Origin of the sequence: Nocardioides sp. ChNu-99 (assembly GCF_029493445.1) — a bacterium.
Lineage (GTDB): Bacteria > Actinomycetota > Actinomycetes > Propionibacteriales > Nocardioidaceae > Nocardioides.
The window spans coordinates 20588-40035 of the sequence record NZ_JAHWBL010000001.1; the positions used below are offsets into that span (position 1 = coordinate 20588).

The following is a 19448-nucleotide window of genomic DNA, read 5'->3' on the forward strand; positions in this document are numbered from 1 at the left end:
TGACCGAGGGGGCCGGGGCGCGCCGTACGACGCGCCCCGGCCGCACCTCAGACTTCCTCGACCGAGCTGGGCTCGCGCCGCGACAGGTCGATGCCGAGCTCCTCGGCGGCGCGGAAGACGTCCTCCTCCGCGTCGCGGAGCTCGATCATCGAGCCGTCCTGGCTGAGCACCTCGACGTTGAGGCAGAGGGACTGCATCTCCTTGACGAGCACCTTGAACGACTCCGGGATGCCCGAGTCGGGGATGTTCTCGCCCTTGACGATCGCCTCGTACACCTTCACGCGGCCCGGCACGTCGTCGGACTTGATGGTGAGCAGCTCCTGGAGGGCGTAGGCCGCGCCGTACGCCTCCATGGCCCACACCTCCATCTCGCCGAAGCGCTGGCCACCGAACTGGGCCTTACCGCCCAGCGGCTGCTGCGTGATCATCGAGTACGGACCCGTGCTGCGCGCGTGGATCTTGTCGTCGACCAGGTGGTGGAGCTTGAGGATGTACATGTAGCCCACCGACACGGGCGCCGGGAACGGCTCACCGGAACGGCCGTCGAACAGGTTGGCCTTGCCGGTGGAGTCGATCATGCGGACGCCGTCGCGGTTCGGGATCGTCGCGCCCAGCAGGCCCGTGATCTCGTCCTCGCGCGCACCGTCGAAGACCGGCGTCGCGACCTTCGAGTTCGGGTTCGCCTGGTCGGCGCCGATCGAGATCAGGCGCTGCTTCCAGTCGGCGGAGTCCGGGTCGCCCGAGAGGTTCAGGTCCCAGCCCTGCTTGGCGAGCCAGCCCAGGTGCAGCTCGAGGATCTGGCCGATGTTCATGCGTCGCGGCACACCCAGGGGGTTGAGCACGACGTCGACCGGCGTGCCGTCCTCCATGAACGGCATGTCCTCGATCGGCAGGATCTTCGCGATGACGCCCTTGTTGCCGTGACGGCCGGCGAGCTTGTCACCCACGGAGATCTTGCGCTTCTGCGCCACGTAGACGCGGACCAGCTGGTTCACGCCCGGGGGCAGCTCGTCGCCCTCCTCGCGGTCGAAGACGCGGACGCCGATGACCGTGCCGGACTCGCCGTGCGGCACCTTCATCGAGGTGTCGCGCACCTCGCGCGCCTTCTCGCCGAAGATCGCGCGGAGCAGGCGCTCCTCGGGGGTCAGCTCGGTCTCGCCCTTGGGCGTCACCTTGCCGACGAGGATGTCACCGGTCGTGACCTCGGCGCCGATGCGGATGATGCCGCGCTCGTCGAGGTCGGCCAGCATCTCCTCGGACACGTTCGGGATGTCCCGCGTGATGTCCTCGGGGCCGAGCTTGGTGTCGCGGGCGTCGACCTCGTGCTCCTCGATGTGGATCGAGGTGAGCATGTCCTCCTGCACGAGGCGCTGGCTGAGGATGATCGCGTCCTCGTAGTTGTGGCCCTGCCACGGCATGAACGCGACGAGCAGGTTCGCGCCCAGCGCCATCTCGGCGTCGTCGGTGCAGGGACCGTCCGCGATCGGCGTGCCGACCTCCACGCGGTCGCCCTCGTTGACGAGCGGGCGCTGGTTGATGCACGTGCCCTGGTTCGAGCGCTTGAACTTCGCGAGGCGGTACGTCGAGTACGTGCCGTCGTCGTTCATCGTCTCCACGGAGTCCGCGGAGACGTCCTTGACGACACCCGCGTTCTCGGCGACGACGACGTCGCCGGCGTCGACCGCGGCACGCAGCTCCATGCCCGTGCCGACGAACGGCGAGTCGCTGCGGATGAGCGGCACGGCCTGGCGCTGCATGTTGGCGCCCATGAGCGCGCGGTTGGCGTCGTCGTGCTCGAGGAACGGGATGAGCGCCGTCGCGACCGACACCATCTGGCGCGGCGAGACGTCCATGTAGTCCACCTCGTCGGCGAGGATCGCGTCGACCTCACCGTTCTTCTGGCGGACCAGGACGCGCTCCTCGACGAAGCGCATGTCGTCGTCGAGCGGGGCGTTCGCCTGCGCGATGACGTAGCGGTCCTCGTCGTCGGCCGTCAGGTAGTCGATCTGGTCGGTGACCTGACCCTCGACGACCTTGCGGTACGGCGTCTCCACGAACCCGAACGGGTTGATGCGGCCGAACGACGCGAGCGAGCCGATGAGGCCGATGTTCGGGCCCTCCGGCGTCTCGATCGGGCACATGCGGCCGTAGTGGCTGTGGTGGACGTCGCGGACCTCCATGCCGGCGCGGTCGCGCGAGAGACCACCCGGGCCGAGCGCGGAGAGGCGACGCTTGTGCGTCAGGCCCGCGATCGGGTTGGTCTGGTCCATGAACTGGCTCAGCTGCGAGGTGCCGAAGAACTCCTTCAGCGCCGCCACGACCGGCCGGATGTTGATGAGCGACTGCGGCGTGATCGCCTCGACGTCCTGCGTCGTCATGCGCTCGCGCACGACGCGCTCCATGCGGGCCAGACCGGTGCGGAGCTGGTTCTGGATCAGCTCGCCCACGGCGCGCATGCGGCGGTTGCCGAAGTGGTCGATGTCGTCCGCGGAGACCTTGACCGGCTTCTCGTCCGGACCGACGACGACCTGCCCGGTGGCGTCGGTGAAGTCGGGGGCCTCCTGCGGCACGCCGGCCTCGTGCAGCTGCACGAGGTAGCGGACCGTGGCGACGATGTCGTCGATCGTCAGCGTCTGCTGGTCGAAGGCCTGGCCGACACCCAGCTTCTTGTTGATCTTGTAGCGGCCGACCTTCGCCAGGTCGTAGCGCTTCGGGTTGAAGTAGTAGTTGTTCAGCAGCGTCTGCGCGGCCTCGCGCGTCGGCGGCTCGCCCGGGCGCAGCTTGCGGTAGATGTCGAGGAGCGCGTCGTCCTGGTTGGTGGTGTTGTCCTTCTCCAGGGTCAGCATCATCGACTCGTACTGGCCGAACTCCTCGCGGATCTGCTCGTTCGTCCAGCCGAGCGCCTTGAGGAGGACCGTGACGTTCTGCTTGCGCTTGCGGTCGAGGCGGACGCCGACCATGTCGCGCTTGTCGATCTCGAACTCGAGCCAGGCACCGCGCGAGGGGATGACCTTGGACGTGTAGATGTCCTTGTCCGAGGTCTTGTCGGCGGTGCGCTCGAAGTAGACGCCCGGGGAGCGGACGAGCTGGGAGACCACGACGCGCTCGGTGCCGTTGATGATGAAGGTGCCCTTGCGGGTCATCATGGGGAAGTCGCCCATGAAGACCGTCTGGCCCTTGATCTCACCGGTCTCGTTGTTGGTGAACTCGGCCGAGACGTAGAGCGGCCGGGAGTAGGTGAAGTCCTTCTCCTTGCACTCGTCCTCGGTGTACTTCGGGTCGACGAACACCGGGTTCTCGAACGAGAGCGACATCGTCTCGGAGAAGTCCTCGATGGGAGAGATCTCCTCGAAGATCTCCTCGAGACCCGACTTGGGCGAGACGTCCTCGCCGGCGTCGAGCCGGGCCTGGACCTGCTCCTCCCAGCCCTCGTCACCGATCAGCCACTGGAAGCTCTTGATCTGCAGGTCGAGCAGCTGGGGGACTTCCAGCGGCTCGCTGATCTTCGCGAAAGAGATGCGACGGGGGTTGTTACCAGCGTGGTTGCTCGCGGCCAAGACCATTCCTTCGGGGTAATCACGGAAGGGTGGCGCCGGCCGACCACTCGATCAGCCACCGGGCAGGCGATCGGCATATGAGGGCAGGCGCAAAGCGCAAACTTACCCTGTTCGTCAAGGGCGCGCAAGACACGGCGCACCAGGCGCCGCCGGCAGCCCGACGTCGCCGCCGATCATGACCCCCGTGGCGCGGAGGCGTCAAGACAACCCGCCGTACGACGGGCTCCCCGGCCGCACGGGGCCGGCAGGCTCAGCGCGCGAGCGCCGCCGACTGGCTCTCGAACGAGCCCGGCGGGGCGGTCAGGCCGTGCTCGCGCAGCCACGACCCGGGCTCGCGCTGGCTGCGCCGCGGGATGCCGTTCGACGGCTCGAGCTGCAGCGGGATCGGCGGCAGGGGCGGCAGCTCCTGGCCGGCCTCGGCCGCGAGCTCGCCCGCGTCCTTCTCCTCCGACATGCCGATGGGCCCGACGCGCTGCGCGTTGAGGAACTGGCGCACCACCGGCTCCTCCGAGCTCAGCAGCATCTCGCGGGGGCCGAACATCGCCAGGTGCTTGTGGTAGAGCAGCCCGATGTTGTCCGGGACCGTCCGGGCGGTGTTGATGTCGTGCGTGACGATGAGGAAGGTCGCGTCGATCTGGGCGTTGAGGTCCACGATCAGCTGGTTGAGGAACGCGGTGCGCACCGGGTCGAGGCCCGAGTCGGGCTCGTCGAACAGGACGATCTCCGGGTCGAGCACGAGCGCGCGGGCCAGGCCGGCACGCTTGCGCATGCCGCCCGAGATCTCGCCGGGCAGCTTGTCCTCGGCGCCGATGAGACCCACCAGGTCCATCTTCTCCATGACGATGTCGCGGATCTCCGACTCCGACTTGCGGGTGTGCTCGCGCAGCGGGAAGGCGACGTTGTCGTAGAGGTTCATCGACCCGAACATCGCGCCGTCCTGGAACAGCACGCCGAAGAGCTTCCGGATCTCGTAGAGGTCCTTCTCCGAGCAGGTGGCGATGTCGGTGCCCTCGATGACGATCGAGCCCGTCTCGGGCTTGAGCAGGCCGATGAGGGCCTTGAGGAAGACCGACTTCCCGGTGCCCGACGGGCCGAGCATCACGCAGATCTCGCCGGCGGGGACCGTCAGGCTGACGTCGCGCCAGATGACCTGCTTGCCGAAGGACTTGGTCAGTCCGTCGACCTTGATCTCCACACCCATGCGTGACACTCCCTCAGCGTTCGGGTCCACGGCACCCTCGTCGCGCGGTCGCGACCGGTCCACCCGGGTGGACAACTGCCGATGACACCCGATGTTACGCGCATCACTCACGACGGGTCGAGGCCGTCCGCGGACGCGACGAGGGCGGCCACCCCTGGGGGTGGCCGCCCTCGCGGCTGGTGCCGGGACGAGGTCCCGACGGGCCCGGGTCAACCGACCCGGGCAGGAGTCACTTGAGCGTGACCGTGGCGCCGGCGCCCTCGAGGGCCTCCTTGGCCTTCTCGGCCGTCTCCTTGTTGGCGCCCTCGAGGACGGCCTTGGGGGCCGACTCCACGAGCTCCTTGGCCTCCTTCAGGCCGAGGGAGGTCAGGGCGCGCACCTCCTTGATGACGTTGATCTTCTTCTCGCCCGCGGACTCGAGGACGACGTCGAACTCGTCCTTCTCGGCCTCGGCCTCGGCCGCGGGGGCGCCCGGGCCGGCAGCGGCCGCGACGGCGACCGGGGCGGCGGCGGTGACGCCGAACGTCTCCTCGAACTGCTTCACGAACTCGGAGAGCTCGATGAGGGTGAGCTCCTTGAAAGCCTCGAGGAGCTCGTCGGTGCTGAGCTTCGCCATGGTGGCGTTCCTTCCTTCTCAGGCCCGCGGCGGACGACCGACGGACCGGGTTATCTCAGGTGGTGGGGTGCCTCGGCCTCAGGCCTCGGCGGGGGTGTCCTCGGTGGCGTCCGCCGTGACGGGCTCCTCCGGGGACTCCTCGGCAGCGGCTGCGGCCGGCTCACCGGCACCACCTGCGAGGACTGTGGGGTCGTTCTCGGCCTTCTCCTGCAGGGCCGCGGCGAGCCGGGCGGTCTGCGAGGGGAGGGCGTTGAACGCGTAGAGCGCCTGGGACAGCGTCGCGGTCAGCGCGCCGGCAACCTTCGCCAGCAGCACCTCACGGGACTCGAGGTCGGCCAGCTTGGCGATCTCGGCAGCGTCGAGCTGCTTGCCGTCCAGGACGCCGCCCTTGATGACGAGGGCGGGGTTCGCCTTGGCAAAGTCACGCAGACCCTTGGCCGCCTCGACGACGTCGCCCTTGATGAAGGCGATCGCGGTCGGGCCGGTCAGCAGGTCGTCGAAGCCGTCGATGCCCACCTCGTTGGCGGCGATCTTGGCCAGCGTGTTCTTGACCACGGCGTAGTTGGCGTTCTCGCCGAGGGAGCGCCGCAGGGTCTGCAGCTCCTTCACGGTGAGACCGCGGTACTCGGTCAGCACAGCGCCGGCGGCATCGTTGAAGGACTCAACGATCTCCGCGACGGCGGCAGTCTTCTCTGGCCGCGCCATGGGTCTCCTTCCGAACTACGGTCGTCGAGACCGTCGCCCGGCCCGGAACGACGAACGCCCCGAGCGCAGGCTCGGGGCGTGGGCAGCGGCGCTCGCGCACCGGTTCTCACTCTCCGCACCTGCGCTGGTCGTCCGCTGCTGCGGAACCTTCGATCGCTCCGGGCCCGGGGGCACGACGCGACGACCGGCGGTCTCTGGTTGCAAGAGGGAACTGTACGGCGCGGGCGCCGCCGTACCTAATCGGGGTCGGTACGACGGGGCGGGACGACGGGGCCGGGTACGACGCAGGCCCGCCCCGGCGAACCGGGACGGGCCTGCGTGCTGCGTGCGGTGTCGGCGAGCGCCGGGGCGCTCAGGCCTCCTCGTCGGTCGCGACCGACTTGGTGCGGTTGGGGTCGACCTGGATGCCGGGGCCCATCGTCGTGGAGACGGTGACCTTCTTGATGTAGCGACCCTTGGAGGCCGACGGCTTGAGCCGCAGCACCTCCTCGAGGGCCGCGGCGTAGTTCTCCGCCAGCTGCGACTCGGAGAACGAGGCCTTGCCGATGATGAAGTGCAGGTTCGAGTGGCGGTCGACGCGGAACTCGATCTTGCCGCCCTTGATCTCCGTGACGGCCTTCGCGACGTCGGGCGTCACGGTGCCGGTCTTCGGGTTCGGCATGAGGCCACGGGGGCCGAGCACGCGGCCGAGGCGACCGACCTTGCCCATCATGTCGGGCGTCGCGACGACGGCGTCGAAGTCCGTCCAGCCGCCGCTGACCTTCTCGATCAGCTCGTCGCCACCGACGAAGTCGGCGCCGGCCTCACGGGCGGCGTCGGCCTTGTCGGCGTTCGCGAACACCAGGACGCGGGCGGTCTTGCCGGTGCCGTGGGGCAGGTTGACGGTGCCGCGCACCATCTGGTCCGCCTTGCGGGGGTCGACGCCGAGACGCATGACGACGTCCAGGGTCTCGTCGAACTTCTTCTTGCTCACCGACTTCGCGAGGGTGATGGCCTGCAGCGGGCTGTGGAGCTCGTCCTTGTCGAACGCCTCGGCCGCTGCGCGGTAGGTCTTGCTGCGCTGCATGTCTGGGTCTCTTTCCTGCCAGGTGTGGTCGTCGAGCCAGCGCGGCTCTGCCACAGGTGCGATGGGGGGCTCGTGACCGGTCGGGACCGGTCGACGGGCGAGGTCAGTCGGTGGTGATGCCCATGGAGCGGGCGGTCCCCTCGACGATCTTGATCGCGGCGTCGATGTCGTTCGCGTTCAGGTCGGGGAGCTTCGTCGTGGCGATCTCCCGGACCTGGTCCTTCGTCAGGTTCGCGACCTTGTCCTTGTGCGGGACGCTCGAGCCCTTCTTCAGGCCGGCGGCCTTCTTGATGAGCTCCGCGGCCGGCGGGGTCTTGGTGACGAAGGTGAACGAGCGGTCCTCGTAGATCGTGATCTCGACGGGCACCACGTTGCCGCGCATGGACTCCGTCTGGGCGTTGTACGCCTTGCAGAACTCCATGATGTTGACGCCGTGCGGACCGAGCGCGGTACCGACCGGCGGGGCGGGCGTCGCGGCGCCGGCCTGCAGCTGCACCTTGACGAGTGCAGCGATCTTCTTCTTCGGAGGCATGTCCTGGGTCCTCTTCCTGTTCTCGTGGTCTTGACGAGTCGGGCGCGTGCGCCGTCCTCTGCCACCTGGTGTCGCGGCTCCGACCGGAGCCAGCGGGTCCGACCTGCGGTCAGACCTTCTGGATCTGGTTGAAGCTCAGCTCGACCGGGGTCTCCCGGCCGAAGATCTCGACGAGGGCCTTGACCCTCTGCGACTCGGCGTTGATCTCCGTGATCGTCGCGTGGAGCGTGGCGAACGGGCCGTCCACCACCATCACCGAGTCGGACACGTCGAAGTCGGCGACCTCGACGGGGCGCTTGGTCTGCGGCGCGCCGGCGGCGGCGGGGATGCCCGCGGCCTGGGCGTCGGCCGCGGCCTTGGCCTCGACCGCCGGGGCGAGCATGCTCTCGACCTCCGAGAGGCTCAGCGGCACCGGCTGGTTGCTGTGGCCGACGAACCCGGTCACCGACGGCGTGTGGCGCACGGCGGCCCACGACTCGTCGGTCAGGTCCATGCGGACGAGGACGTAGCCGGGGAGCACGGTGCGGCGCACCAGCTTGCGCTGGCCGTTCTTGATCTCCGCGACCTCCTCGGTGGGGACCACGATCTCGTGGATGTAGTCCTCCATGTTGAGGGAGATGATGCGGTTCTCCAGGTTGGCCTTCACCCGGTTCTCCATGCCGGAGTAGGTGTGCACGACGAACCAGTCGCCGGGCTTCGCCCACAGCTCGCGGCGGAACTGCTCGAGGGGGTCCTCCTCCTCGGCGTCCGCGTCAGCGGTCCCCGCGTCGGCGTCCGACTCCTCGCCGAGGTCGTCGGCAGCGTCGACAGCGTCGTCGCCGAGGTCGACCTCGACGTCGTCGGCCTCCTCGTCGAGGACGAGGGTCGCGTCCTCCGCCTCCGGCGTGGTCTCGACCGTCGTCTCCTCGTCACCGAGGGCGTCGTGCTGCTCCGACACGTTCTGCTCCGTCATCTGTCCTTCTACTGCTGGGGATGTCGCGGTCTGCGACAGGGGTCGGTGGACCCGCGGTCACTCGCTCGTCGTGAAGATCTCGAAGCTCAGCCTTCCGAAGCCGAGGTCGAGGAGCGAGACGAGGACCATCATGACGAGCACGAAGACCATCACCACGATGAAGTAGGTGACGAGCTGCGGCTGCGTCGGCCAGACCACCTTGCGCAGCTCGGCGACGACCTGCTTGTAGTAGGTCAGCGGACCGGTCCGGGGCTTGCGCTCCTCCGGACCACGAGCGTCGTCGTCCCTCGAGCTGCGCACCGCGCTCTCGTCCGACACGCTGTCCACCCTTCGTCGCCTAGTGCGTCCGCGCTCCCGGGGACCGGGACCACGGTGTTCCTCGCAGGGCACGAGGGACTTGAACCCCCAACCTTCGGTTTTGGAGACCGATGCTCTGCCAGTTGAGCTAGTGCCCTACGGCGGCCTCGCGCACCCGGCGCCCCCGGTCTCCCGGGCGCAGCGGATCCTGTGGCAGGACCACCAGCAGCCGAGTGTAGGGGCTCGGGTCACGCCGCGTCCAAATGCGTCGCGGGGGCTGCTCGGGGGCCCACCTAGGGTGAGGGCCATGGACGCCCCGGCCCGCTCGATCACCACCCTGCCGAAGGCCCACCTGCACCTGCACTTCACCGGCTCGATGCGGCACGCGACGCTGCTCGAGCTGGCCGAGCGCGACGGGGTCGCGCTGCCCGACGCCCTGGTGCGCGACTGGCCGCCGCGGCTCTCGGCCGGCGACGAGAAGGGCTGGTTCCGCTTCCAGCGGCTCTACGACGTGGCCCGCTCGGTGCTGCGCACCCCCGACGACGTCCGCCGGCTCGTGCGGGAGGCGGCCGAGGACGACGTGCGCGACGGCGGTCGCTGGCTGGAGATCCAGGTCGACCCCAGCGGGTACGGCGCGCGGTTCGGCGGCATGACCGCCTTCACCGACCTCGTGCTCGACGCCGTGCGCGAGGCGTCGGCCGCCACCGGGCTCGGCATGGCCCTCGTGGTCGCCGCGAACCGCACGCGGCACCCCCTGGACGCACGGTCCCTGGCCCGCCTCGCGGCGCAGTACGCCGGACGCGGCGTCGTCGGCTTCGGTCTGTCCAACGACGAGCGGCGCGGCACGACGGCGGACTTCGCCCGCGCCTTCGCGATCGCCCGCCGCGCGGGCCTGGCGCTCGTGCCCCACGGCGGCGAGCTGCTGGGCCCCGCCTCGGTGACGGCGGTGCTCGACCACCTCGGCGCGGACCGCATCGGCCACGGCGTGCGGGCGGCCGACGACCCCCGGGTGCTCGACCGCGTGGTCGCGGCCGGCGTCGCCCTCGAGGTCTGCCCCACCTCGAACGTCTCCCTGGGGGTGTTCTCCGACCTCACCTCGGTGCCGCTGCCCGAGCTGCTCGCGGCGGGGGCGACCGTCGCGCTCGGCGCCGACGACCCGCTGCTGTTCGGCTCCCAGCTGGCGGGGCAGTACGCCACGATGCGCGCGGCGCACGAGCTGGGCGACGACGTGCTGGCCGACCTGGCGCGCATGTCGTTCCGGGCGGCGCGCATGCCCGAGGACCTCCGCGCCGCCTGCCTGGCCGACGTCGACGCCTGGCTGGCCGCCCCCGCCGGGGTCGGCAGCGCGGCTGGAGGCGCCTAGAGGGCGCAGCCCACCGTCACGGGCTCGTTGACGAGGCGCACGCCGTACGCCTGCTCGACGCCGTCACGCACGGCGCGGGCCAGCTCCAGCAGCTCGGCCGTCGTCGCCCCGCCGCGGTTGGTCAGCGCCAGCGCGTGCTTGGTCGACAGGCTCGCGCGGGCGCCGGGCCGCACGGCGTACCCCTTGCCGAACCCGGCGTGGTCGATGAGCCAGGCGGCGCTGGTCTTCACCCGCCCGTCGGGCTGGGGGAACGCCGGCGCCTCGGCCGGGAGGGCGGCCGCCTGCGCGGCGTCCAGGATCGGGTTGGTGAAGAAGGACCCGGCGCTCCAGGTGTCGGGGTCGGCGTCGTCCAGCACCATCCCCTTGCCCGTGCGCAGCGCGAGGACGGCGCGGCGCACGTCGGCGAGCGGCGCGCGCTCCCCCGGCTCGACGCCCAGGGTGCGGGCGAGCTCGGCGTAGCGGACGGGCCCCCCGAGGCGGCCCACGCGCAGCTGGAAGGTCACCTCGAGCACCAGGTAGCGGTCGGGCTCGGCCTTGAACCGGCTGTGGCGGTAGGCGAACCCGCAGTCGGCGGCGGGGAAGGTGCGCTGGCGGTCCTCGACGCGGTCCCAGGTGCGCACCGACGCGATCGTGTCGGCCACCTCCTGGCCGTAGGCGCCGACGTTCTGCACGGGGGTGGACCCGACGGCGCCCGGGATGCCCGACAGCGCCTCGAGCCCGACCCAGCCCTCGGTGACGGCGCGGGCCACGAACGGGTCCCACGGCTCCCCCGCCGCGACCGCGACGCTCACCCCGCTGCAGCTGGCCGCGTCACCGCCCTCGCCGTCGTGGTCGGCGACGACGCCACGCGTGGCGACCTTGACGACCGTGCCGTCGAAGCCCGCGTCGGCCACCACGAGGTTGGAGCCGCCCGCCACGAGGAGCACCGGCTCCCCCGCCGCGTCGGCCGCGCGCACGGCGGCCACGAGCTCGGTCTCGGTCGTGGCCTCGACGAAGTGGCGCGCCGGGCCCCCGAGACGCAGCGTCGTGTGGTCCGCCAGGAGCACGGGGGCGGGCACGGGGGCGGGCACGGGGTCGGGCACGGGGTCGGGCACGGGGTCAGGCACGGACGACCGCCCGGGGGTTGCCGAGCACCTTGGTGCCCCCGCAGGTGACCTCGAGCGCCAGGTGCGCCAGGCCGTCCTCGACGGAGCGCACGGTGCCGGCCAAGACGACCTCGACGCCCGTGTCGTCGTCGGGCACGACGACCGGGTTCGTGAACTTGGCGCCGAGCTCGACGACCTCGGCGCCGTCGGTCCACTCGGCGACGGCGCGGGCCGCGAGGGCCTGGGTGAACATGCCGTGGGCGATGACGCCGGGCAGGCCGACCGCGGCCGCCACGCGGTCGGACCAGTGGATCGGGTTGCGGTCGCCGCTCGCCCCGGCGTAGCGGACCAGGTCGGCGCGGGTGACGGCGTACGTGCGGGCCTCCAGCACCTGCCCGGCCGCCAGGCCGGCGCTGGGCGAGGCGCTCACGCGGCACCGCCCCGGTGCACGAGGACGGCGCTCGTCGAGCACACCGCGACGCCGTCCGCGTCGGTGACGTCGCTGCGGGTGCCGATGATGTCGTTGCCGCCGATCTGACGCAGGGACGCGACCGTCAGGGCCGTGGTGAGCACGTCGCCGACCACCAGCGGACGCGCGTAGGCGAACTTCTGCTCGCCGTGGACGATGCGGGACAGGTCGACGCCGACCTCGTCGAGGAAGTCGTTCATGGCGGCGAAGGCCAGCACGATGGGGAACGTCGCGGGCACCTGCCCGCCGGGGGTGTACGGCGTGCCGCTCGCGGCGGCGAACTCCGCCACCCTCTCCTCGCTGACGCGGTACGGGCTGGTCGCGGGGAACGTGCGCCCCACCAGCGTGCTGTCCAGGCTCATGCGTCTCACGCTAGCGGTTACCGCCGGGTCCCCCGCGAACGGCGAGACGGCCGCCCCCCGGTGCGGGGAGCGGCCGTCTCGAGCCGAGCGGTGGGACCGTCAGCGGGTCTCGCGGTGGCCCGTGTGCGTCCGGCAGCGGGGGCAGAACTTCTTCAGCTCCATGCGGTCGGGGTCGTTGCGACGGTTCTTCTTGGTGATGTAGTTGCGCTCCTTGCAGTCCACGCACGCAAGCGTGATCTTGGGGCGAACGTCGGAGCTCTTGGAGGCCACGGGTGAAGTCCTTCTGGTCGTTGCTGCGTCGTGTTGCTGCGTCAGGTCTTGTAGCGGGAGCGGGACTTGAACCCGCGACACCACGATTATGAGTCGTGTGCTCTAACCACCTGAGCTACCCCGCCATTCCGGGCGGAGGGCTCCCGGGTCCGGTCGCACGACCGGACCCGGGAATCCAACCCAGAGCCCCTTTACGGAATCGAACCGTAGACCTTCTCCTTACCATGGAGACGCTCTGCCGACTGAGCTAAAGGGGCAAGCGACGAGGAAGCATACACACGCGGGTCGGGAACGAGAAATCGACTCCGGATGCCCTCGCGACAGCGTCGTACGACGCCCTCACCAGGCACTTTCCTACCACGCGCACGTCCGCCCCGCGCAGTCGGCCCGGGGTCTCCGCGCCTCCCGCACGGGGCGGACGCTCAGGTGCTCAGCGCGTCACCGCGAGATGCGGTAGCGCGCGTACTGCGCCGCGACCTCGCCGGGGCGGATGGCCCGGTCGAGGAACACGAGCTCGTCCATGCGGCAGTTGCACGGGTTCTGCTCGCGGGTGTTCTGCGGGTACGAGCCGCCGATCTTCAGGCCGCGCGGCAGCGTCGGGCTGGTGCCCGTGCCGTCGACCTGCCACGGGTCGCCCGTGGCCGTGTACGACGCCCGCAGCGGCAGCCCGTTGCGGTGGAGCCGCATCTCGCCCGTCGTGTAGTCGAACGTCGCCGCCAGGTGCACCCAGGTGTCCGCCGGCAGGATCGTGCGCCAGTCGGCGTGGGCCGCGAGGGTCTTGGAGGCGCCGTCGTCGAGGCGACGGCCGAGGGCGACCAGCTTGAGCTGCCCGTCCACGTTGATGAGCTCCAGCAGCGCGCGGACGCCGTGGCCGTCCGAGTTGCCGCTCAGCACCCCGGCGAGGCCGACCGCGTTGTAGCGGTCGTCCGGCGCGGGCGTGTTCGAGTTCAGCAGCGGGTACTGGTCCCCGCTCATCTTGAACCAGCCCATCACGGTGATCTGCTCGGCACCGGCGAACCGGTCGAGGCTCGCGACGCCGTTCGGGTCGTAGACCCCGGCCCGCCAGTCGTCGTTGCCCGCCTGGGCGGGGTTCACCTGCTGCGTCTGCAGCGACGAGATGCTGCCGCCGAAGGCCGGGTCGAGCACCCGCTGCCGCTTGCCCCCGTTGACCAGGTTGAGCAGCGTGCCCGACGCGCCCGCGTCCTCCTCCCGGGTGCCGTCGACCGCGAGCGGGTGCTCGAAGTCGTAGCGCGCCACCACGTCGTCGGCGACCGACGGCGAGACCGGGTCGACGCGCGGCGCGATCTTCGTGCCGACGACCTTCCAGACCTTGCCGTTCGCCTTCGCCAGCAGGTAGAGCTCGCCGGCGGAGTCGGTGCCGAAGCGCAGGTCGACGCGGGTGTCGCCCGCGAGGTCGGTCATGCGCAGGCGGCGGCCCGACGTGTCGAACAGCTGCATCTCGTTGAGGTCGGCCTCACGGTCGCGCTCCTGGCGCATCTGGTCGGCCCGGGCCCAGTAGACGCGGCCGTCGACGATGTCACCGAAGACGTACTTGCCGCGCAGGTGCGGCAGGCGACCGCGGTAGACGTAGCCGCCACCGATCGCGTGGCCCGAGTCGGCCGCGCACGGCCAGCCGGCCGGCGGGTCGTGGTCGTACGCGATGACCGGGTAGGTGTAGCCGTGCTGCTCGTCGTCCTCGGGCAGCGGGTAGAGGGCGCACTCGTCGGCCGGGTCGAACGTGAAGCGGCCCTCGCGCTCGCTCCAGCCGAAGTTGTCGCCGGGGCGGACCTCGTACACGGCCTCGATCGCGCGCTGGCCGATGTGGCCGAGGTACATCCGGTGCGGCCGCGCGCTGTCCCACGAGAAGCGGTGCGGGTCGCGCATGCCGAGGGCGTAGATCTCGCCGATCCACCCCTCCTGGCCGACGAACGGGTTGTCGGCGGGCACGCCGTACTGGCCGTTGGGGCCGTTCGTGCCCGTCGGGTCGATCCGCAGGATCTTCCCGTACGGCGTCGCCGGGTCCTGCGGGACGTCGGTGCCCAGGGCGGCGCCACCGTCGCCCACCGCGAGGTAGAGCAGGCCGTAGTCGGCGCTGCCCGGCCGGGCCGTCGGGTTGAAGTCGATCTGCTGGATCGCGTGGATCTGGGAGAAGAACCCGAGGCGCATGACCTCGCGCCGGGTGCCGGTGAAGGTGTCGGCCGTCGGGTCCTCGGCGGTCCACTCCGTGACCACCGAGTGCGAGAACTCGCGGCTCTGGCCCGGGTAGGTCAGCGGCTTGGTGCCGATGGCCCCGAACTGCTCGCTGTGGACCGTGTAGAAGACCCCGTTGGTCTCGAACTCCGGGTGGAAGGTCGCGAAGCCGAAGCCCGTCCCCATGCCGCGGCCCGAGAAGAAGTCGGGGAACTGCGCCCGCACGTCGAGGTAGACCTGCTCCTCGCCGTCCTCGAGGAAGTAGAGCGGGCCGTTGAGGTCGGGCACGAACTGGCGGCCGGAGCCGTCGGGCACGTCGCCGATGTGGTTGATGCGCGCGTGGCGCTGGAGGCGGTAGTCGGTCGCGGGCGGGACCGTCTCGGTCCGGGGGAACTGGTGGTGCTCCTCCAGCACGAGGCCCAGGGCGGCCTGCGCGGGGTCGTTCGGCACGGGGTCGGCGATCCGGTCGTCGGTCCCGGCCCCGGCGCTGGTCGTGGGGCCGATCAGCCCCACGACCAGCGCGGTGGCCGCGGCTGCGGCCCACCTTCGGGTACTTCTCATCGGACGTGCTCCTCGTCTCCCCCGCGTTACCGTGGGGGTGGTTGATGAAACCGCTGCCGGTGGCCGCCGGCAGCCGCGCCGTCCCCGACCCCTCGGGCCGGGGGCGGCGTGCTCGGTGGGCGCCGCCCGGGGTCCCCGGTGCGGCGCGGGCGCTCAGACCGCGACGGTCCCGAGCGCGACGAGACCGCGGACGCGGCCGTGGTTGTCGAACGACCCGAAGCCGATCCGCCCGCCCGTGAAGGTGCGGTCGGTGGCGGTCAGCAGCGGCTCGCGCGCGCCGTCGAGGCGCACGGCGATGCGGCCGGTGCGGGCGTCGAAGCCCAGGTGCACGCGGTGCCAGTCGGTGTCGTCGATGGCCGGGGGTGCACCCACGGTGCCGTCCCACTGGTCGTCGATGCGCAGGCGGTCAGCGTCGTCGACGCGGAACAGCCCGTTGTGGGGGTAGATCGTGTTGTCCTGCGACAGGTGCGCGTAGTGGAAGCGCGTCGGGGACGTGTAGTTCCACACGAGCACGACGTCGCGGTCGTCGCGGGTGACGGGCTCGTCGATGCGCACCTCGGCCGTCAGCTGGAACGACGACAGGGCGGGGCCGCGGGTCACCACGGCGTACTCGAAGGGGCGGCGGGGGCCGCTCGGCGCCGTGCCGCGCTCGACGAGCACGACGTCGCGGCCGGTGAAGGCCCACTTGGCGGGGGTGACGGGTGCCCAGTCGCCCGCGCGGGCCCGGGGCCGCACGAGGGCGGTACGGCGGCGCCCGCCCCCCGCGGCGGCGGGGGCGGCGAGGGGCCCCGCCACCGCCCCGGCCGCCAGGGCGACCGGGGCGAGGAGGGCGGTGCGACGGCGTACGACGGTGGACGCGCTGCGACCGTTCATGGTGGTCCTTCCCGAGAGGAACCCCGCCGGACCCGACCGGCGGGGGTGGAGCGGTTCAGGCCAGGTGGGGCTCCACGAGCTCCACGTAGCGGCGCGCGAGGGTGGCCACGACCTCGTCACCAGGGGCGGCCCACAAGTCCGCGTTGAAGATCTCCACCTCGACGTCGCCGGTGTAGCCGGTCGCGGCCACCGCGGCGGTGAACGAGGCGAAGTCCACGTGCCCGTCGCCGACCATGCCCCGCGACAGCAGGGCGTCGGGCGGCAGCGGCGTGATCCAGTCCGCGAGCTGGTACGACGCCACGCGGTCCCCCGCGCGGGCCACCTGCGCCAGCACGTCGGGCTCCCACCACAGGTGGAACGTGTCGACCACGACGCCGACGGCGTCCACCGGGTGCTGCTCGGCGAGGTCGAGGGCCTGCGCGAGCGTCGAGACGACGCCGCGGTCGGCCGCGAAGATGGGGTGCATCGGCTCGATCCCGAGCCGCACCCCCCGGGCCTGCGCCTCGGGCACCAGGGCGGCGACCGCCTCGGCGGCCCGGCCCCGGGCGCCCGCGAGGTCGCGGTCGCCGTCGGGGAGCCCGCCGGGCACCAGGACGAGCACCGGCGCGCCGAGCGCGGCGGTCTCGTCGAGCGCCCGGAGGTTCTCGTCGTGGGCCGCCCGCGCGGTGGCCGCGGGTCCGGTGAAGAAGCCCCCGCGGCAGACCGAGGAGACGCGCAGGCCGGCGTCGGAGACCATCCGCACGGCCTTCTCGAGACCCACCTCGGCGACGGGCTCGCGCCACACGCCGATGGACGGGAGCCCGGCCGCGACGCAGCCCTCGACCGCCTCGGCCAGCGACCACGACGCCGTGGTGCGCTGGTTGAGCGAGAGCCGCGCCAGGCGCGGGTCCCCCGGCTCCGGGGTGGGCACGCGGGCGGGGGCGCCCTGGGGCTGGTCGACGGGCTGGGCGAGGGGCGCGCTCATCCCTCGACCCCCAGCACCCCGGCGAGCTCGGTCCAGCGCGCCGCGGCGAGCTCCGGGTCGCGGAGCAGGCCGGCGGCGTCCGCCAGCTCGACGACGCGACCCAGGTGCACCGCGTCGCGCCCCGCCTGCAGGCCGGCGAGCATCGTGAAGCCGCGCTGATGGCCGTTGAGCCAGGCGAGGAACGCGATGCCCGTCTTGTAGTGGAACGTCGGCGCCTCGAACAGGTGGCGCGAGAGCGGCAGCGTCGGGGCCATCGCCGCGTCGTACGTCGCGAGGTCCCCCGCGTCGAGGGCGGTCAGGGCCGCCGACGCGGCCGGGGCGACGGCGGCGAACGCGCCGAGCAGCGCGTCGGAGTGGTGCGTGCCGTCGCCGCGGATGAGCTCGGGGTAGTTGAAGTCGTCGCCCGTGTAGAGGCGCACGCCGGCGGGGAGCGCGGCCCGCAGGCCCCGCTCGTGCTCGGCGGAGAGCAGCGAGACCTTGACCCCGTCGATCTTCGCCGCGTGCTCGCGCACGACGGCCAGGAAGGTGGCGGTGGCCTCGTCGACGTCGCCGCTGCCCCAGTAGCCGGCCAGCAGCGGGTCGAACGCCTCCCCCAGCCAGTGCAGGACGACGGGCTCGGAGACCTGCTCGAGGATCCGGCCGTAGACGTGGGCGTAGTCGGCGGCGTCGCGGGCGACGGCAGCCATCTGGCGCGAGGCCATCACGATGACCTGCGAGCCGCAGTCCTCGACGTGCGCGACCTGCTCGAGGTAGGCCTCGAGCACCTCGTCGGGCGTCGTCAGCACGCCCCGGTGGTCGGTGCCGGCGCCGGAGGCGATGCGGGCCCCGACGGAGCGCGCCTGCGCCGCGGAGCGTCGTACCAGCTCCTGGGTGCCGGCCCAGTCCAGGCCCATGTTGCGCTGCGCGGTGTCCATCGCCTCGGCCACGCCGAAGCCGTAGCGGAACAGCTCGTGGCGGAAGGCCAGTGTCGCGTCCCAGTCGATGGCGGCGGGCGCACCGGGGGTGTTGTCGCCGAACGGGTCCGCGACCACGTGCGCGGCCGCGAACACCTCCCGGCTGGCGTAGCGGCCCGGGTGGTCGACCCAGGCGCCGGGGGCGCCCAGGCGCAGGGCGTGCAGCGTGCCGTCCCGGCGCGGCACCCGCACGAGCGGACCGTCCGTCCTCTCCCCCGCGGAGAGCGTCGTGCCCGGCTCGGCGAGCGTCGTCGTGCTCGAGGTCACGAGGTCCTCGTCTCCATCACCACGCGACGGCCCTCGCGCGACGAGGTGAGCCCGGCGTCGACGAGCTCGAGGCCGCGGACCGCCGACATGAAGCCGTAGGGGTGCGGACGACCGAGGTGCACGTCGAGCAGGTACTCCTCCCACTGCGCGCGGAAGCCGTTGGAGAAGACCTGGTTGTCCGGCACCTCGTCCCACTGCGCGCGGAAGTCGATGTCGGTCGGCAGGTCGGGGTTCCACACCGGCTTCGGCGTGCGCTCCCGGGGCTGGATGCGGCAGCCGAAGAGGCCGGCGACCGCCGAGCCGTGGGTGCCGTCGACGTGGAACTCGACGAGCTCCTTGCGCTCCACACGGGTGGCCCACGAGGAGTTCATCGACACGATGGTGTCGCCGATCTCGAAGATGCCGTACGCCGCGTCGTCGGCCGTCGCGTCGTACCGCTCCCCTCGCTCGTCCCAGCGCTCGGGGACGTGCGTGACCGCCTTCGCCATGACGGCGTCCACGCGGCCGAAGAGGTGCTCGAAGACGTAGTTCCAGTGGCAGAACATGTCGAGGACCATGCCGCCGCCGTCCTGCGCCCGGTAGTTCCAGCTCGGGCGCTGCGCGGGCTGCCAGTCGCCCTCGAAGACCCAGTAGCCGAACTCGCCGCGCACCGACAGCACGCGGCCGAAGAAGCCGCCGTCGATGAGGCGCTTCAGCTTCACCAGGCCCGGCAGGTAGATCTTGTCGTGCACGACGCCGTTGATCGTGCCGGCCGCGGAGCCGGCCTCCGCGATCTCGAGGCCCTCCTCGACGCTCTCGGCCAGCGGCTTCTCGGTGTAGACGTGCTTGCCGGCGGCGAGCGCCTTGAGGATCGCCTTCTTGCGCTCGGAGGTGACCTGCGCGTCGAAGTAGATCGCCGCGGTGTCGTCGGCGGTGTCGTCGGCGATGGCCTCGTCGAGGTCCGTGGTCCAGTCGGCCACGTCGTGCTGCGCGGCCAGCGTGCGCAGCTTGTCGGCGTTGCGCCCGACCAGGATCGGCTCGACCTGGATGCGGTCGCCGTCGGGCAGCTCGATGCCCCCCTCGTCGCGGATCGCGAGCACGGAGCGCAGCAGGTGCTGGCGGTAGCCCATGCGGCCGGTGACGCCGTTCATGATGATGCGCTGGGTGTGGACGGTCATTCGTCTCT

General features: G+C 71.6%; 18 protein-coding genes and 3 tRNA genes. 1 reads left to right on the forward strand and 20 read right to left on the reverse strand.

Annotated elements, in window-relative coordinates:
* Positions 1-47: 47 nt before the first annotated feature.
* The 9 genes from rpoB to KK617_RS00115 all read right to left on the reverse strand — a co-directional run bounded on the left by rpoB (position 48) and on the right by KK617_RS00115 (position 9084).
* Positions 48-3557, reverse strand: coding sequence for a DNA-directed RNA polymerase subunit beta (gene rpoB / locus KK617_RS00075; RefSeq protein ID WP_277497345.1), 3510 nt, complete (start codon positions 3555-3557; stop codon positions 48-50).
* 250 nt (positions 3558-3807) lie between these two features.
* Positions 3808-4758 carry an ABC transporter ATP-binding protein gene (locus KK617_RS00080; protein WP_277497346.1) on the reverse strand — a complete coding sequence of 317 codons (951 nt, stop codon included), beginning with the start codon at positions 4756-4758 and terminating at the stop codon, positions 3808-3810.
* Positions 4759-4987: 229 nt separating this feature from the next.
* The gene (gene rplL / locus KK617_RS00085) at positions 4988-5374 is read right to left on the reverse strand and encodes a 50S ribosomal protein L7/L12 (protein WP_277497347.1); all 387 of its coding nucleotides are present in this window, start codon (positions 5372-5374) and stop codon (positions 4988-4990) included.
* Between the two features lie 78 nt (positions 5375-5452).
* Positions 5453-6079, reverse strand: a complete 627-nt coding sequence (gene rplJ / locus KK617_RS00090; protein WP_277497348.1) for a 50S ribosomal protein L10 — start codon at positions 6077-6079, stop codon at positions 5453-5455.
* 352 nt (positions 6080-6431) lie between these two features.
* Positions 6432-7145: a 50S ribosomal protein L1 gene (gene rplA / locus KK617_RS00095; RefSeq protein WP_277497349.1), complete on the reverse strand. Its 714-nt coding sequence runs from the start codon at positions 7143-7145 to the stop codon at positions 6432-6434.
* 103 nt (positions 7146-7248) lie between these two features.
* Positions 7249-7677, reverse strand: a complete 429-nt coding sequence (rplK, locus tag KK617_RS00100) for a 50S ribosomal protein L11 (RefSeq protein WP_277497350.1) — start codon at positions 7675-7677, stop codon at positions 7249-7251.
* A 109-nt stretch (positions 7678-7786) separates the two neighbouring features.
* Positions 7787-8629: a transcription termination/antitermination protein NusG gene (gene nusG, locus KK617_RS00105; protein WP_277497351.1), complete on the reverse strand. Its 843-nt coding sequence runs from the start codon at positions 8627-8629 to the stop codon at positions 7787-7789.
* Between the two features lie 57 nt (positions 8630-8686).
* A complete protein-coding gene (secE, locus tag KK617_RS00110) occupies positions 8687-8947 on the reverse strand; it encodes a preprotein translocase subunit SecE (RefSeq protein WP_346812509.1) in 261 nt (86 codons plus the stop codon).
* 64 nt (positions 8948-9011) lie between these two features.
* A tRNA-Trp gene (locus KK617_RS00115) sits at positions 9012-9084 on the reverse strand.
* A 149-nt stretch (positions 9085-9233) separates the two neighbouring features.
* On the opposite strand from KK617_RS00115, the gene KK617_RS00120 reads away from it, so the two are divergent.
* A complete protein-coding gene (locus tag KK617_RS00120) occupies positions 9234-10289 on the forward strand; it encodes an adenosine deaminase (RefSeq protein WP_277497352.1) in 1056 nt (351 codons plus the stop codon).
* Here KK617_RS00120 and KK617_RS00125 read toward each other — a convergent pair.
* The 11 genes from KK617_RS00125 to KK617_RS00175 all read right to left on the reverse strand — a co-directional run bounded on the left by KK617_RS00125 (position 10286) and on the right by KK617_RS00175 (position 19440).
* Positions 10286-11383, reverse strand: a complete 1098-nt coding sequence (locus KK617_RS00125) for a UDP-N-acetylmuramate dehydrogenase (RefSeq protein WP_277497503.1) — start codon at positions 11381-11383, stop codon at positions 10286-10288. The genes KK617_RS00120 and KK617_RS00125 overlap by 4 nt on opposite strands.
* Positions 11384-11387: 4 nt before the next feature.
* Positions 11388-11780 carry a MaoC/PaaZ C-terminal domain-containing protein gene (locus tag KK617_RS00130; protein WP_277497504.1) on the reverse strand — a complete coding sequence of 131 codons (393 nt, stop codon included), beginning with the start codon at positions 11778-11780 and terminating at the stop codon, positions 11388-11390.
* Between the two features lie 20 nt (positions 11781-11800).
* Positions 11801-12205 carry a MaoC family dehydratase N-terminal domain-containing protein gene (locus KK617_RS00135; protein WP_277497353.1) on the reverse strand — a complete coding sequence of 135 codons (405 nt, stop codon included), beginning with the start codon at positions 12203-12205 and terminating at the stop codon, positions 11801-11803.
* 99 nt (positions 12206-12304) lie between these two features.
* Positions 12305-12475, reverse strand: a complete 171-nt coding sequence (gene rpmG, locus KK617_RS00140; RefSeq protein WP_277497354.1) for a 50S ribosomal protein L33 — start codon at positions 12473-12475, stop codon at positions 12305-12307.
* 51 nt (positions 12476-12526) lie between these two features.
* Positions 12527-12600: transfer RNA gene (locus KK617_RS00145), tRNA-Met, on the reverse strand.
* A 59-nt stretch (positions 12601-12659) separates the two neighbouring features.
* Positions 12660-12732, reverse strand: a tRNA-Thr gene (locus tag KK617_RS00150).
* 181 nt (positions 12733-12913) lie between these two features.
* Positions 12914-15226 carry a PQQ-dependent sugar dehydrogenase gene (locus KK617_RS00155; RefSeq protein WP_277497355.1) on the reverse strand — a complete coding sequence of 771 codons (2313 nt, stop codon included), beginning with the start codon at positions 15224-15226 and terminating at the stop codon, positions 12914-12916.
* 153 nt (positions 15227-15379) lie between these two features.
* A complete protein-coding gene (locus KK617_RS00160; protein ID WP_277497356.1) occupies positions 15380-16099 on the reverse strand; it encodes a hypothetical protein in 720 nt (239 codons plus the stop codon).
* 55 nt (positions 16100-16154) lie between these two features.
* Positions 16155-17063, reverse strand: a complete 909-nt coding sequence (locus tag KK617_RS00165; protein WP_277497357.1) for a sugar phosphate isomerase/epimerase family protein — start codon at positions 17061-17063, stop codon at positions 16155-16157.
* Positions 17060-18283, reverse strand: coding sequence for a dihydrodipicolinate synthase family protein (locus KK617_RS00170; RefSeq protein WP_277497358.1), 1224 nt, complete (start codon positions 18281-18283; stop codon positions 17060-17062). The genes KK617_RS00165 and KK617_RS00170 overlap by 4 nt, the downstream gene beginning before the upstream one ends.
* Positions 18280-19440 (reverse strand): Gfo/Idh/MocA family oxidoreductase, encoded by a 1161-nt coding sequence (locus tag KK617_RS00175; protein WP_277497359.1) that lies wholly within the window; start codon positions 19438-19440, stop codon positions 18280-18282. The genes KK617_RS00170 and KK617_RS00175 overlap by 4 nt, the downstream gene beginning before the upstream one ends.
* Positions 19441-19448 lie beyond the last annotated feature (8 nt).

Bases quoted from the DNA above. Each gene is read 5' to 3' on its own strand.
- KK617_RS00080 (WP_277497346.1), bottom strand. From the start codon at position 4,758: ATGGGTGTGGAGATCAAGGTCGACGGACTGACCAAGTCCTTCGGCAAG.
- rplA (WP_277497349.1), bottom strand. From the start codon at position 7,145: ATGCAGCGCAGCAAGACCTACCGCGCAGCGGCCGAGGCGTTCGACAAG.
- KK617_RS00165 (WP_277497357.1), bottom strand. From the start codon at position 17,063: ATGAGCGCGCCCCTCGCCCAGCCCGTCGACCAGCCCCAGGGCGCCCCC.
- KK617_RS00160 (WP_277497356.1), bottom strand. From the start codon at position 16,099: ATGAACGGTCGCAGCGCGTCCACCGTCGTACGCCGTCGCACCGCCCTC.
- rplK (WP_277497350.1), bottom strand. From the start codon at position 7,677: ATGCCTCCGAAGAAGAAGATCGCTGCACTCGTCAAGGTGCAGCTGCAG.
- rplJ (WP_277497348.1), bottom strand. From the start codon at position 6,079: ATGGCGCGGCCAGAGAAGACTGCCGCCGTCGCGGAGATCGTTGAGTCC.
- KK617_RS00155 (WP_277497355.1), bottom strand. From the start codon at position 15,226: ATGAGAAGTACCCGAAGGTGGGCCGCAGCCGCGGCCACCGCGCTGGTC.
- KK617_RS00120 (WP_277497352.1), top strand. From the start codon at position 9,234: ATGGACGCCCCGGCCCGCTCGATCACCACCCTGCCGAAGGCCCACCTG.
- KK617_RS00135 (WP_277497353.1), bottom strand. From the start codon at position 12,205: ATGAGCCTGGACAGCACGCTGGTGGGGCGCACGTTCCCCGCGACCAGC.
- nusG (WP_277497351.1), bottom strand. From the start codon at position 8,629: ATGACGGAGCAGAACGTGTCGGAGCAGCACGACGCCCTCGGTGACGAG.
- KK617_RS00175 (WP_277497359.1), bottom strand. From the start codon at position 19,440: ATGACCGTCCACACCCAGCGCATCATCATGAACGGCGTCACCGGCCGC.
- rplL (WP_277497347.1), bottom strand. From the start codon at position 5,374: ATGGCGAAGCTCAGCACCGACGAGCTCCTCGAGGCTTTCAAGGAGCTC.